We start from the raw sequence: 13,799 nt of genomic DNA on the forward strand, positions 1-13,799 counted from the left end.
CGCCCGCGCTCGGCAGCAGTGGCAGGTGGCCGTGCCGTCTGCGGTCACGTCGGCAGCGGGTACCAAGCTGAACAAGCGCGGCCTTGAGACCCGCGCGCGGTTACTCGACGTCGCCATCCGCTGCTTGGCCGGCAGCGGTGGCGAGCCAGTCTCGGCGAATCGCATCGCCAAAGATGCCGGCGTCACCTGGGGCACGGTGCAGCATCAGTTCGGCGACCTGGACGGGCTGTGGGTGTCGGTGATCACCGAAATACACTCTCGCAGTTGGCATTTCCAAGAACAACCGCCCCGTGGAGGCGATCTACGGGCGCGGGTGGCCGCAGCCATCGACTCGGTCTGGGCATACCTGGACACCACCGAGGGCCGCGCACTCACAGCGTTGCGCACGTCGCTGCCACCACGCCGCTCCGATATCGCCGCCGAATACCCGCAGACGGCAGCGGCTTTCGCGGCACGCGAGCACGATTGGATTCAAGGTTTCGACTATCTGATGGACGGCCTGGACCTCGATCCGGATCAGTTGTACCGGGTGCGGTGCCTGTTGCCCGCCGCAATCCGGGGCCTGAGCAACGAACGCCAGGTGGGTTTCACCTCGGACCTCGCGGTCGCCCGCGCGACGTTGGCAGACGCGGTGGTGGCACTACTCTCCCAGCCACGGCAATGAAGCGGGCCGCTGCCACGCCGGTTTCCACACCAGGGCTGCGATCGCAGGCCGTCACGACCCTGAGGTAAAAATCGGCGGGCGATGACGAAGCCAGCGCTGCACCGTTTTCCACGGTACGGCTGCTTACCGGCCGACGACTACGACCCTGTGGTCGAAATCGACGCGGCCAGCGTTCCGCGAGAATGCGCTGAACACGACGTCCGATAAACTGGCGGCCGACAGGTATTCCGAATCCCCTTGAAATAGCGGCTTTTTGCTCACATGCGTATCCACAATTGACGGGAACAGCCCATTGACACGGATATTCGGCGCCAACACAACGAGTCACCGCCACAGAACCCGTTGACGTGGGATACTCGCGGGATGGGCAGCGCGCAGCAGCACGAAATGACCCGAACTCCGGTCGACGAACTGTCGGCATTCGAAGTCGCAACGCGAGATCTGGTGGGCGTGGCGCTGCGCAGCGTCGAGCAGCTGGAGATCTCACTGCCACAGTTCCGGCTGCTGCTCGTGCTGCAGGAGCGCGGGAAGTCGGCGTCGACGGAATGCGCTCAGGCGCTCGGGGTGGTCGGGTCGACGGTCACTCGACTGGCCGACCGTTTGGATGCATCCGGCCATCTGACCCGAGGCTCCGATCCGAACAACCGCAGTGTCGTCACACTGGCCCTGACCGACCGCGGGCGCAAACTGGTGCGTCAGGTGAACACGCGTCGCCGTCGCGAGCTGAGCAAAGTACTCGACCGCCTCGATCCGGAGGAACGGGCCGCATGCGCGTCGGTGCTACGCAATTTTCATGAGCTGCTCGCCAGCGATGATGCCGACGACCTGAACCGTCCGATACCGCTGTAGGACCATCACCCATATCGGGTGATACGGAATCGACATATCCATTCGAGGAAATGTCTTGACGCACAACACATATCGACTGTTATCAATTCCTGCGGTGATTTATCCGGACAATGCGGTCGATCGGGCATAGTGTCAGCCAACATGGAATCGAAAAACGATGACATGACCCAGACCGATGGCGACAAACGCGGCAAATTGTCGAGGCGTTCGATGCTCGGTGGCATTGCCGCCACCGGAGTCGGAGTCGCCGCTGCCGGCGCCTTAGTCGCCGGATGCGAGGACAACACCGGAAAACCAGGCGCCGGCGGGAATGCCGGCCCGCCCGACTATGGCACCGGCATCAACGAGGGCTTCGACGGGAAAATCGAACTCGACGTCCGCGATTCGAAGCCGGACTGGAAGCCCTTCGAACTCAAGCATGCACCCGAGGGCGCACCCAACGTTCTCGTGGTGTTGTTCGATGACACCGGGATGGCCTCGTGGTCCCCGTACGGCGGCCGGATCAACATGCCGACGCTGCAACGCCTGGCCGACAACGGGTTGACCTATTCGCAGTGGCACACCACCGCACTGTGCTCGCCCACCCGGTCCTGCCTCTTGACCGGTCGCAACCACCACGTGAACCGGTTCGCGAGCATCACCGAGGGCTCTGACGGCTTCCCCGGTGCGGCGGCCCGGCTACCTGCGCAGTGCGCAACGGTCGGCCAGGTGCTGCAGGACAACGGATACAGCACCTTCTGGGTCGGCAAGGACCACAACGTTCCCGAGGAGGACGTCTCCAGCGGCGGCAGCAAGTCCGAGTGGCCGCTACAGAAGGGCTTCGACCGGTTCTACGGCTTCCTCGGCGGTGAAACCAATCAGTGGTATCCCGATCTGTCCGAGGACAACCGGTTCATTGATCAGCCATATGCTCCTGAGCAGGGTTACCACCTGTCGAAAGACCTTGCAGATCAGGCCATCCGGATGCTGCGCGACCAACGTTCCAGCAACCCTTCCAAGCCCTGGTACATGTGGTTCTGCCCGGGAGCGAACCACGCCCCACACCACAGCCCCGAGGAATACTCCGCGAAGTACAAGGGTCAGTTCGACGACGGTTACGAGGCCTACCGCGAATGGGTGCTCAAGCGGATGATCGACAAGGGCATCATGCCCGAGGGCACCCAGCTCACCCCGATCAACCCGCTGCCCGAAGACGTGGCGTCAGAGGCCGACGCGGTGCGGCCGTGGGACTCGCTGAACCCCGACGAGAAGAAGCTGTTCAGCCGGATGGCCGAGGTGTTCGCCGGTTTCTCGGAATACACCGACGCCCAGGTCGGGCGGGTGGTCGACTACCTCGAGCAGACCGGGCAGCTGGACAACACCGTCATCTTCTACTGCGCCGACAACGGTGCGTCCGGCGAGGGGTCACCGAACGGGTCGGTGAACGAGAACAAATTCTTCAACGGCTATCCCGACGATCTGGCCGAGAACATGAAGATGCTCGACAAACTCGGCACGCCGGACACATACAACCACTACCCGACCGGGTGGGCGGTGGCGTTCTCGACACCGTTCCAGATGTTCAAGCGCTATTCGCAGTTCTCCGGCGGCACTTGCGATCCCATGGTGATCCACTGGCCGAAGGGCATCAAAGCCAGGGGCGAGGTACGCCACCAGTATCACCACGCCACTGACGTCGTCCCGACCATTCTGGACGTCGCGGGCATCGAGATGCCCGAGGAGTATCGCGGCATCAAGCAGTACCCGATCAACGGGGTGTCGATGCGGTACAGCTTCGACGGTGCCGACGCTCCGACGACCAAGAAGCGCCAGTACTACGCGATGCTGGGCACTCGTGGCATCTGGCAGGACGGCTGGAAGGCCTCGGCGCTACATGCACCGATCAGCGGCAAAGGCCATTTCGATCAGGACAAGTGGGAGCTCTTCCATGTCGACGAGGACCGTTCCGAGGCCAAGAACGTCGCCGATCAGAATCCGGAGAAGCTCAAGGAGTTGATCGACGCGTGGAACGAGGAGGCAAAGAACAACTACGTCCTTCCCCTCGATGACCGCACCGCGGTAGACCTCATCACCATCCAACGGCCACAGTTCGAGCCACCCCGCACCCGCTACCTCTATTACCCGGACACCGCGCCCGTACCTGAGGGTGTCGCGGTCAACATCCGGGGCCGGTCCTACAAGATCATCGCCGACGTCGACATGACGAAGGCGGCCCAGGGCGTGCTGTTCGCGCACGGCTCACGCTTCGGCGGACACGCCCTGTTCATCAAGGACAACAAGCTGCACTACGTCTACAACTTCTTGGGCATCAAGCCCGAGCAGGTGTTCGTCTCCGGCCCGCTGCCCGAGGGCAAGCATGCGCTGGGCATGGAGTTCATCTGGGAGAAGAAGGGTGAGTACGGCGAATCCCTGGGCACCACAATCCTTTACGTAGACGGTAAAGAAGCTGCCAAGGGCCCCATGCGGGCCCAGACGGGCAAGTTCACCCTCGCCGGTGACGGGCTGTGTGTCGGGTTCGACAGCGGCGACAACGTGTCCGATCTGTACCAGAATCCGGGTCGGTTCACCGGCGGCACCATCAAGGGTGTGGCGGTCGACGTGAGCGAGGAGAAGTACGTCGACCTCAACCGCGAGGCGCAGGCCGCGTTCGCGACGGACTGAGCCACGGTGGATGCTCTGGCCCAGCACGAGGTGCTGGGCCAGAGTGCTGTTTGCAAATCCGACTATTTTGATCAGAGAAACCCTGACGATAGGAGCGGGCCGTGGACTCCGACACGATCTGGCGCAATGTCGATGAACAGCGTGGACAGCTCGCCGACCTGCTCGACACGCTTGAACCGGCGCAGTGGGCGACGCCGTCCCTGTGTGCGGGCTGGACGGTGCGCGAGGTCGCCGTTCACATCACGCAGGCCCACGCGAGCTTCCGAGAGTTCTTGCCGGCAGCCATCAAGTCAGGCTTCCGCTTCGACGCCATGGTCCGCCGCGCCGCGCTGGAAGATCCTGCCGAGCCAGCCGCCATCACGGCGCGGATCCGAGCAATGGCAGGGTCGCGGAAGCGACCACCGGGGACCAAGGAAGTCGACCCGCTGCTGGACATCCTGATCCACACCCAGGACATCTGCATACCGCTCGGGATCGACCGAACCATGCCCACCGACGCCGCCGTAGCTGTCGCAGATCGCTTGTGGCGCATGAAGTTCCCGTTCGCTCCCCAACGCGATCTTCCGGGCTACCGCTTCGTGGCCACCGACGCCGATTTCACCGTGGGACCCGAGTGGGGTGCGCGACGCGAGGCACCGATCCACGACATCGTGCTGATGTTCTCGCATCGGCGCAACGTTCCCGATGCCGAACCAGAGCCAGAACCCGAGGAGGACTAGGTCTGGAAGCACTTACCCCGAGGATTACTGCCAGTATGTGTCTGGAATCCTAGACGTAGAGCACCTCTAATCAATATGAATGGTGTTGCGGCGCACCGGGATGACCCACTTGTCGCGGACCAGGTCGGATTCGCGAGACTCGGCACGGACACAGCCAGGACCAGCCCTACTTCAAGCTGCCCAGTCTCGTCCGCAGCATGTCGGCCAGAAGCTCTGTCTGCCGGTCGCCGAATCCGATCCGTCCACACCTGTCCGGCCAGTCATTGGCAGCGTCGATAAGTTCGTCGATCATCCTCGTCGTCGCACGTGCCCTGATACCGAGACGCTCGCCGGCATCGACGAAGTTAGCCCGAGAGATCCGGTTGGCGTGGCTGAAAAGGCTGAGCGCCATAGGATCTCGCCAGCCTGCATAGGGCTGAGTGCACAAGAGATCGTATGCGGGCGTTGGCTGCCACACCCCGTCGAGGTCATATCGAGAGCTTCAGGAGTCGTCATTCCGCCGCCTCACTGACCTTGAAGTGCAGACCCAAAACCTCAGCGACCTCGAGGACCGAACCGAACTTGATCGAACCGCTTCCCCGCTCCAGCGACTGAATACTGGAGCGGGAGACACCGGCCAAGTCAGCGACGGCTTGCTGCGTGAGGCGCAGCGTGACACGGCGCTCAGCGAAGAGCCTCCCTATGCGTGCAATTTCAGGCATAGGCACGTCCATCGATGGTTTCGTGCGACGTGGGACAGCCATATCTACCCCTATGCTTGAAAAATGAGGCATAACCACCATGGCATTCATGCCATTGCGCAGTCAAGCACTTATGCCTGAAATACAACGCTTAACCGAGAACGACTAAGCCCTGTTCTGCACCTCGTGCAGCCGCTTGTAGAGCCCGCCCTGCGCCATCAGGGTCCGGTGATCACCGCTCTGCGATATGCGCCCGTCTTCGAGGACCAGGATCCGGTCAGTTACCGCGGCAATGAAATCCAGGTCATGGCTGACCACCATGCAGGTGCGGTCCCGGGCGTAGTCACGGATCACCCGGATCACCCAGGCGCGCTGAGCCGCATCGAGGTTCTCGGTCGGCTCGTCGAGCAGCAGCACCTCAGGCCGGCGCAGCAGACACCGCGCCAGCGCGATCAGCCTCTTCTGCCCGCCCGAGGGCACCTGCACATCCACCACCGTGTCGTAGCCGTCGTGCATCTTCGTCGTAATGACGGAATGGATGTGCGCCTCGACGCAGGCTTCTTCGACCTCGGCATCGGTGGCGTCGGGCCGGGCCAGCCGGATGTTCTCCCGGATGGTGTCCTTGGTGAAGAAGGGGAACTGGGCCAATTTCGACACCTGTTCGCGCAGCGAGTGGAGGGTGACGGTGGAAATATCGTTGCCGTCCATCAGGATCCGACCCAGCTGCGGATCGCGGAACCGCAGCAGCAGGTTGAACACCGTCGACTTGCCCGACCCGATTCCGCCGACCAGGCCCACCGTCTCCCCCTCGGCGACCGTGAACGACAACCCGTCGAGGACATTCTCGCCGGGCACGTATCCGAACGTCACGTCCTGGAAAACCAGGTTCCCGTGCACCTCTCCGAGTGCGACTGCGTCGGCGGCCTCGCGCACCGACGGCTGAGTGTCGAGCAGTTCATAGGTGGACGTCACATTCGGCGCCAGTGACTGGTAGACCGTGTAGGCCCCGAGAACCCGTTGAGCCGCACTGAACATCACAGGAACCACACCGGCGAACACCAGTAGGCCCGCGAACGTCAGCCCGAAGTTGCCACTGAGGCCGACGCCGACGAGTAGAACGACCACCGTGCTCAGCGCGACGAAGATCTGCGAGCCGTTGACGGTGGCCTGCATCCAGACCACCGAGGCCGCCGATCCCTTCGCCGCTTCCTCCGAGACCGCACGAAACCGCTTGCTGCGGATTGGTTGTGCGTTGAACGTCTGAATCTCGGCGATCCCACTGATCGTCTGTTCGACCTCGGTGGCCATCGCCCGCTCGGCGTTCATCACCCGCCGCATCACCGCCTGCACGTGACGTCCGGCGAATCGGAGGGTGAGCAGCGCCAGTGGCGTGAGCACCAGCGCAGCTACCGTCATCTGCCATGAGATGACCAGAAGGTAGCTGATCACCACCACCAGCACCGCCACATCGATCAGTGGTGGCAATAGGCAGTCAGTCAGAAGTCGTTGTACTGCAGTGGATTCCGTTATAACGCGGTGCATCAGCTCGCCGCTGCGCGATCCCAGGAAGAAGTCCAGGGACAACGATTGCAGGTGGTCGTGGACGCGCTGGCGGATATCAACCACCAGGACCCGCTCGACCCACGCGCCGATCCAAGCGTTGACGAAGTACATGAGCTGGGTCAGCACCAGCGAGGACGCCCATGCCGTCAACAGCACCGCGAACGGCACCGGGCTGGCCAGCGCACGAAGCGGGCCATCCTGGCGCGCCACCAGCGGGCCACTCAAACCCCATACACCACTGAGGTTTCCACTGTCCGCGGCCTCGGAGATGACCTGAACCATGGGTCCGAAGACGGCCACGGTGAGGTAAGGCATCGCCGAGGCGATCACCCCGATCACGAATAACAGAACGAGGGCGCGCCAGACCCCGCGGAGCATGCTCAGACTGCGCCACACCAGGCGCAGCACCGAGGCGACAGACACCTGACATCCCCCTTTTTCCGCGAAGGTTAACCCGCGGGTTCGTCGCTGTCGCGGGGAGCCTCCGGCGCGGAAGGCCCGTCGTCGTCGAAGAACCGACGGATCGCGACGAAACCGCCCCGTCGGTAGGCTTCGTAGGCCCAGATCGCGGCGATGATCGGCAGTGGCCCGAACGCCACCCACCACCGCGCCGAAGGCGGGACCAGTTCGGCGATCACCTGGGCGCTGGGTCTGCCGTCGACGACGGCGGGCAACCACTCGTGCAACAGGATGGTCAGCATCCGGGTGGCTTCGAACGGCCCGGCGACGGTGGACAGCACCCAACTCAATGAGGCGATGAGCAACGCCCACGGCCAGGCCAACAACAGCGACTGGTCGTCGACGATGTCGGCGGCCGAGCGGATGGATTCTGCGATGAACGCAAAACCCAACGCCACCAACAACACTCCGATCTGCGCAGCCAAGAGGTCGTCGAGCACCGAGTTGGCCAACTCGTCGCCACTGCGCGTCGGCAGGCCGAACGCGAGGGAGAGCAGACCGGCCAGCAGCGCGAGCAGCATCAGCGCGGAGGTGGAGTCGTCGATGCGCATGAAGGAGTCGGTGAGGATGCGCATCACCAGCCGCGAGGAGGACGCCGGCCGGGTTCGGTACAGGATCATCACCACCAGCCCGGAGATGACGATCGAGATCAGCCAGGCCACCACGGCAGCGCAGATGATCACCAACGCCAGCGAGCCGATCACGGGGACCAGCTGCTCGTTCGCCGTCTCCCCGTTGCGCACCACCAGCAGCGGCACCAGGCCGATGGCGATCACGCCCAGAGCACGCACCAGGATCGGCAGGGTGAAGCCGGCGATGTCACCGGCGTCGAGGTCAGGATCGGTGCGACGGATCGCGGCGATCTCGGCGCTCATCACCGATCGCGCCCGGCGGAACGACATTCTGCGCGCCACGAAGCGAATCTAGAGGGCATGCGGGGCCCTGATCAGGTGACACGCTCAGCGTAGGTACAGCTCGCCGCCGGTCGGGTAGCCACCACCCTTGGTGGTGAGGTGGACATGGTCGTAATGGCCGTAGCCGCCGGCTTTGGCCCCGCCGTCGGGCGTGTAGTAGGTGCCCCGCCAGATGGCATCCTGCAGGGCGAACCGGTCGGCGTTCTTCAGGGCGTAGGCGACGATGCGGTTGCCGAGCGCGATGCCTGCCGAGCTGCTGGGGTTCGGGATCATCACGTCGAGAGCCAGACCGTTCGGGTGCCAGCGCAGCGCGTCCGGGCGGACACCACCGATGTTGTGGATTTCGGGGAACTCGGCGCTGACGGCGCGCGACGCGAGGATGGTCTTGACCTGCAGCCCGCGCTCCGGCGCGAGACCGACGGGCAACAACTGCGGGATGTTGATGACGCGCCAGCGGGAGGCGGTAGCCGGTGCCGCCTGATTTGCGCTCAGGCCCACCGTCTGCGCGACAGCGGTCGTGGCAGACGGTGCCGACGCGGCCACGATCTCCATGCAGCACGACGCCTCACTGGCCGGTTCGGGCGCCACTGCGGGTTTAGCGGCATCGGCAAACGGGGATGAAGGAACACCACTGGCACTTGCGAAGAACGCAGCGACTGGCGCGATGATCGCAGCCGCTACAGCCGGCAGTTTGCGCTGACTGGGGCTGGCTAATGCGTGTCGGCCCACACGGGCACCATACGGGCACTTCTACGGCAACGCAGCAACCCCTCCCCCGATCTACGAGTTTCCTCAGAAACATGTCAAACATTTCGTCGGCGTGTTTACGCAGGTCATTAGTCACAAATTGGTCACGGAACTAAGGAATCTCTAAGACGACTCGGCGCGGGATTTCGCGATGAAAACATCCACTCGCCCGCCTGCGCATCGCTACGCTCCGTTGCGGATTGACGCTGCCGAAAACGCGCAGGAGGTACGCGTGTGGCGATGAAGTTGTGGAATGACGACCGCCCTCTTACTCGACGCGTCGTTCTGGGCGAGCGGGAGATGGCCACCCGCGGCATGTCCCTGCGATTCGCCACCGAGCAGATCGACTCCATGACCGATTGGTGCTGCTTCGACGACTCCCGTCATCTGGTTTTCGTGCACCGTGCCGGGCGCCTGCGGTCGATGGAGACCGATCTGGATTGGGGTCCGTCAGGACAGTCGCTACCGGATGTCGGCGATATGTGGGTGGTGCCGGCCGGCGACAAATGTGCGTCGCTGGTCGAAGGAAGCACCGCCGAATACTGCGAGATCGCCATCCCGAGCCACGTGCTCGGTGAGACGACGCTGGTTCCACGCGTCAAACACCATGACCCCCTGATCCACCAGATGGTCGAACGCCTTCACGACGTCGCCGATCGTGACGATGCACTCGCCCGCCTACTCACCGACTCCATCGGTGAGACCTTGCGACTACTGATCACCGACAACTACACGGAGACACCGCCGCGCCGGACCGAATATCGAGCCAACGTCCTGGATTCAGCTACCCGCTCGAGGCTCATCGAGTTTCTCGAGGACAGCATCGACTCGGAGATCACCCTCGAAACGCTTGCGCAGCAGGCGAAGATGTCGGTGGGCAACTTCATCAAAGCCTTCCGGGATGCGTTTCACACCACGCCGTACCAGTTCCTGTTGGACCGCCGGATCGATCGCGCCAAGACGTTGCTGCTGAACACCCAGCGGACCGTCACCGAAATCGGTGCCATGGTGGGCTTCTCAACGCCGAATCATTTCGCCACCGCGTTCCGGCATCGCGTGGGAGTGTCCCCAAGTAGCTACCGCAATCTGATCTGATCGCACAGGGACGCCAGAGCACGCCTTCATCACGAACGGCGACGGTAGCTACTGGGCGAGATTCCAACCCGTCTCCGGAATGCGGTGGCGAAATGGCTGGGCGTCGAAAACCCCACAGACACCGCTATTTCCGCGATAGTCTGCGATGTCGTCAGCAAGAGCGTCTTGGCCCGGTCGATCCGCAGGTCGAGCAGGAACTGGTACGGCGTGGTGTGAAAGGCCCGCCGGAACGCACCTATGAATCCCTGGACCGGCATCCCGGCCAGCTGCGCCAGGGAGTCCAGATGAACGTCCGAGTCCAGGCTGTCGGTGAGGTATTCCACGAGCATCCTGCGCGTGGCTGCGTCGAAGGCTCGGTGTTGACGCTGCTTCGGCGGCGCCTCGGCGTACTTGTCCCTGACCAGCAGCCGCAGGGTCTCAGCGACCGAGTCGGTGAGCAACCGCGCAAGCGCATCGTCACGGTCGGCGACGCTGTATATCTCCTCGACCAAGTGGTGCATCAACGGATCTCGATACTTGATCCGCGGCAGCAGTGCGGTGTCACCGATCACGCGGCGCGGGATGGCGATCTCGCAATATCCCGCGACATCGCCTTGGACCAGGGCGGCGCATGGGACGCCGACGGGTTTCCACCAGATGTCCCCCACCGTCGGCAACATTCGGCCGGACGGCCCCCAATCGAGGGCGGTCTGCATCGAATGCATTGCGCCGCCGCGATATACGTACACCAGGTGGTGGGTATCGCTGAAGCTACACCAATCCGTGGGCTCAGCGATCAGTTCCGTTGCAAAGTTGAACGACATCCCGCGGGCCGCGACATCCTTATGCTCCAGCACCACGCGTGGGGTCATCGGCCGATCGCCGTCCCATGGCTTCATCCGCATCCCAGCAACTCTCGAGCAGCGGTTCACTGTCGACCCGACACTATCCCCCGCGTTGCTCGGACACAGAACAATTTTCGGAACGCGATTTAGCCGGAATATTTTGAAAGTCAAAAGAATGTGAATGCGCTCCGGCGGATCACGCCGTACTTTTCGGCGGTCAGCCACAGCTGACGCCCTCATCTGATCCGAAGGAGACCGAGTTGAACCTCGCTCTACGGCCCTATGCGACTGCGGGGATAGCCCTCGTCGGCGCCAGCGTCATCGCAGCCACACCGGTGGCGGCACCACCAGCGGCAGTACACATGCCTGCACTTCCAATCCAGGCCAGCGTTGAGTTGTCCGCCTTCACCAACCCGCTCGACACGTGGGCGTCGATACTGACGAAGGCAGCCACGAACGCCGAGGCCCTCGGCCAGACGTTCGCAAACAATCCTTTCCCCATCTTGCGGCAAATCATCGCCAACCAAACCGCCAACACCACGAAGCCGATCGGCAGTTTCAATCCCGATTGGCAGCAGGTCGGCGCAGTGGTGCAGCAGATCTTCGCCAATCGGATGGCGAATGCAACGCAAGTCGGCACCATCTTGCAGTCGTTGGTTACCGCCACGCAATACCTGTTGGATCCGAACAACCCGTACTCATCGGTGACTCGACTCCAAACGGCCTTCGGCTATCTTGCGGCGGGCGCGGTTGACGATGCGATCACGTATGCATGGTTGGCGCTCATCAACGCACCGGTGAGCCAACTGGGATTCTCCGCACTGACCCTCTGGGATCCGCTGGTCGCCAGCCCGGCAAAAGACTTCGGAAAATTGGTCGCAGTGCTGCAACTTGGGGACGCCGCCACCAGCACAGCGACAAACTTTGGCAAATTTGTCACGGCTTTGCCGGGTCTTGTTGTCAGTCCGGGCCAAGCGTTCCTGAACGGCATAGGGAGTACCTTCAGTACTGCGCTGGCCGATAGCGCTCAAGGATTTGTGGATGCGGTCAAGGCTGGTGATGCCGAGACTGCGGCGAGCATTGCCGTCAACTTCCCGGCAGTGATGGCCGGTGCGGTGCTGAACGGATACTCATCCTGGGGCGATAGCGGGATGCTAGGCAAGTACGGCCCGCTCAGTAGCTTCTTGAGAGCTACGGAAACCATCGCACGAGCGATAGGAAAGCCGAAGCCGACACCGCCGCCAGCACTCATGCCCGCAGAGGCGTCCACCGTTCCTGATGCTTCCGCAGCTTCGACGGTGACGCTTTCGACGGATCCAGCCCTCACCGCGACGAAGACTGAGGCAATACAAACAGTGGACACTGTTGCCACAGAGTCTGATTCAGCGACAAAGGTAGCTGAATCAGCGCCCGCGGAGCCGCTCGTGGCCGCCAAACCTGAACTGGCCAAGGGAGCCGCGGTTCCCCTGGTTCGTGAAAGCTTGGTCTCCGTTCCAGGCCAGACCGGCGTTCTCGGCACCACCCACAAGCCCGACGCCAACGCAGCTTCGGCAGTCGGAGAACGAATCTCAGCCACAGCGAAGAAGATCGGCGAAAGCGTCAAGAAGGCCTTCGCCAAACCGGAGAAGAAGCCGGCCTCCGCCACCAGTTCTGACAAGGGCACCGGTTCCAGCAGTTCAGGAGGCTCCAAGTAACACAGACCCAATCGACCCTCGCCCGGCGGTGGGCGGGGGTCGATTGCGGTGCGCGCTCGTTACGGCGCCGTCATCACCGCGGTAAATGTCATCCGATCACCCCGGTACAGCGAGCGCCGCTGCTCGATCGGAATGCCGTCCTGGTCGTAGGAGACCCGGTTCAGCAGAAACATCGGCGTGCGACTGTCGACAGTGAGCAGTGCCGACTCGCGGGAGTCGGGCAGCGCGGTCTCGATGGTATCGACGGTCCGCGCAAAATGGATTCCACGGCTGCGGATCTCGGCGTAGAGCGAATCCCGGTAGTCGAACGTTTCCCGTAATCCCGGGTAGCGGACGGCGGGCAGCTTGGTGGTCTCCAGGCCCACGCGGATGCCGTCAGTGGTCAGGACGCGTTCGAGCTGCAGGATGGGTGCGCCGATGTCGATGGCGAGCTGCCCGGCCAGGATCTCATCGGCAATCAGGTCGCTCCAGCCGACCAGGATGCGGCCACCGCTGCGGCCCTGCTCCTTGGCGGCCTCGGTGTAGGACCCCATGGACAGCGGCTGCAGGATCTTGGGCCGCGCTACCACGGTGGTGCGGCCGCGGCGCTCAATCCGACCGGCCAACAACAGTTCTCGTAGCGCTTGGCGGACCGTCTCGCGGGCGACGTCGAACCGCTCGGCGATCTCCCGCTCGGCCGGGAACGCGTCTCCGACCTCCAGGTCATCGAGCAGGCGCTCCAATTGCGCGCGGACAACCTGGTGCTTGAGCACCCGGGGTTCGGCACTTGTCGCCACCCGCCCACCGTACCAAGCTTTGGTATAGACCAAGACTTGCCGTGTTGTTAACCTCCTCGCCAACTTCGATGCACCCGTTGGTATAGACCAACCCACAGGGTGTGGGGCAGGGCAGTTGCGCACCCCCGCTCGCGCGCTGCCCGCCAACCGTCCC

Annotated in this window: 13 protein-coding genes; 6 read left to right on the plus strand and 7 right to left on the minus strand. The window is 63.2% G+C overall.

The annotated features are described in order from the left end of the window. The first annotated feature begins 25 nt into the window (after positions 1-25). The 4 genes from K6L26_RS28530 (at position 26) to K6L26_RS28545 (ending at position 4,893) form a co-directional block, all read left to right on the plus strand. Complete coding sequence (locus K6L26_RS28530; protein WP_245008653.1) at positions 26-664, plus strand: TetR/AcrR family transcriptional regulator; 639 nt, start codon at positions 26-28, stop codon at positions 662-664. 387 nt (positions 665-1,051) lie between these two features. Then, positions 1,052-1,513, plus strand: a complete 462-nt coding sequence (locus K6L26_RS28535; protein WP_230983444.1) for a MarR family winged helix-turn-helix transcriptional regulator — start codon at positions 1,052-1,054, stop codon at positions 1,511-1,513. Positions 1,514-1,654: 141 nt separating this feature from the next. Continuing rightward, the gene (locus tag K6L26_RS28540; protein WP_019345575.1) at positions 1,655-4,174 is read left to right on the plus strand and encodes an arylsulfatase; all 2,520 of its coding nucleotides are present in this window, start codon (positions 1,655-1,657) and stop codon (positions 4,172-4,174) included. 101 nt (positions 4,175-4,275) lie between these two features. Further along, entirely contained in the window at positions 4,276-4,893 is a 618-nt protein-coding gene (locus K6L26_RS28545; RefSeq protein ID WP_019345574.1) for a maleylpyruvate isomerase family mycothiol-dependent enzyme, read from the plus strand. A 166-nt stretch (positions 4,894-5,059) separates the two neighbouring features. Here K6L26_RS28545 and K6L26_RS28550 read toward each other — a convergent pair whose 3' ends face one another. The 5 genes from K6L26_RS28550 to K6L26_RS28570 form a co-directional block, all read right to left on the minus strand. Continuing rightward, entirely contained in the window at positions 5,060-5,284 is a 225-nt protein-coding gene (locus K6L26_RS28550; RefSeq protein ID WP_245008654.1) for a hypothetical protein, read from the minus strand. 100 nt (positions 5,285-5,384) lie between these two features. Continuing rightward, the gene (locus K6L26_RS28555) at positions 5,385-5,594 is read right to left on the minus strand and encodes a helix-turn-helix domain-containing protein (protein ID WP_065063447.1); all 210 of its coding nucleotides are present in this window, start codon (positions 5,592-5,594) and stop codon (positions 5,385-5,387) included. Between the two features lie 144 nt (positions 5,595-5,738). Further along, positions 5,739-7,559, minus strand: a complete 1,821-nt coding sequence (locus K6L26_RS28560) for an ABC transporter ATP-binding protein (RefSeq protein WP_245008655.1) — start codon at positions 7,557-7,559, stop codon at positions 5,739-5,741. A gap of 26 nt (positions 7,560-7,585) precedes the next feature. Continuing rightward, entirely contained in the window at positions 7,586-8,497 is a 912-nt protein-coding gene (locus tag K6L26_RS28565; protein ID WP_065063449.1) for a hypothetical protein, read from the minus strand. A 57-nt stretch (positions 8,498-8,554) separates the two neighbouring features. Then, on the minus strand, positions 8,555-9,238 hold the full coding sequence (locus tag K6L26_RS28570) for a VldE C-terminal domain-containing protein (RefSeq protein WP_036389542.1): 684 nt from the start codon (positions 9,236-9,238) through the stop codon (positions 8,555-8,557). A gap of 258 nt (positions 9,239-9,496) precedes the next feature. Here K6L26_RS28570 and K6L26_RS28575 point away from each other — a divergent pair, with 258 nt between their 5' ends. Beyond that, on the plus strand, positions 9,497-10,351 hold the full coding sequence (locus K6L26_RS28575; RefSeq protein ID WP_080989592.1) for a helix-turn-helix transcriptional regulator: 855 nt from the start codon (positions 9,497-9,499) through the stop codon (positions 10,349-10,351). Between the two features lie 29 nt (positions 10,352-10,380). Here the strand turns inward: K6L26_RS28575 and K6L26_RS28580 are convergent, their stop codons facing one another. Then, positions 10,381-11,235 (minus strand): helix-turn-helix domain-containing protein, encoded by an 855-nt coding sequence (locus tag K6L26_RS28580; protein ID WP_085142486.1) that lies wholly within the window; start codon positions 11,233-11,235, stop codon positions 10,381-10,383. A 302-nt stretch (positions 11,236-11,537) separates the two neighbouring features. Between K6L26_RS28580 and K6L26_RS28585 the strand changes: the two genes are divergently transcribed. Further along, on the plus strand, positions 11,538-12,869 hold the full coding sequence (locus K6L26_RS28585; RefSeq protein ID WP_085142484.1) for a hypothetical protein: 1,332 nt from the start codon (positions 11,538-11,540) through the stop codon (positions 12,867-12,869). 59 nt (positions 12,870-12,928) lie between these two features. On the opposite strand, the gene K6L26_RS28590 is transcribed toward K6L26_RS28585, so the two are convergent. Next, on the minus strand, positions 12,929-13,645 hold the full coding sequence (locus tag K6L26_RS28590) for a GntR family transcriptional regulator (RefSeq protein WP_109756694.1): 717 nt from the start codon (positions 13,643-13,645) through the stop codon (positions 12,929-12,931). Positions 13,646-13,799: the final 154 nt, after the last annotated feature.

This window comes from Mycobacterium farcinogenes (genome assembly GCF_019739075.1).
GTDB classification, from domain to species: Bacteria; Actinomycetota; Actinomycetes; order Mycobacteriales; family Mycobacteriaceae; genus Mycobacterium; species Mycobacterium senegalense.

Coding starts and splice junctions, on each gene's coding strand:
- K6L26_RS28550 (WP_245008654.1), bottom strand. CDS start 5,284: ATGGCGCTCAGCCTTTTCAGCCACGCCAACCGGATCTCTCGGGCTAAC.
- K6L26_RS28565 (WP_065063449.1), bottom strand. CDS start 8,497: ATGTCGTTCCGCCGGGCGCGATCGGTGATGAGCGCCGAGATCGCCGCG.
- K6L26_RS28555 (WP_065063447.1), bottom strand. CDS start 5,594: ATGCCTGAAATTGCACGCATAGGGAGGCTCTTCGCTGAGCGCCGTGTC.
- K6L26_RS28535 (WP_230983444.1), top strand. CDS start 1,052: ATGACCCGAACTCCGGTCGACGAACTGTCGGCATTCGAAGTCGCAACG.
- K6L26_RS28575 (WP_080989592.1), top strand. CDS start 9,497: ATGAAGTTGTGGAATGACGACCGCCCTCTTACTCGACGCGTCGTTCTG.
- K6L26_RS28585 (WP_085142484.1), top strand. CDS start 11,538: ATGCCTGCACTTCCAATCCAGGCCAGCGTTGAGTTGTCCGCCTTCACC.
- K6L26_RS28540 (WP_019345575.1), top strand. CDS start 1,655: ATGGAATCGAAAAACGATGACATGACCCAGACCGATGGCGACAAACGC.
- K6L26_RS28580 (WP_085142486.1), bottom strand. CDS start 11,235: ATGCGGATGAAGCCATGGGACGGCGATCGGCCGATGACCCCACGCGTG.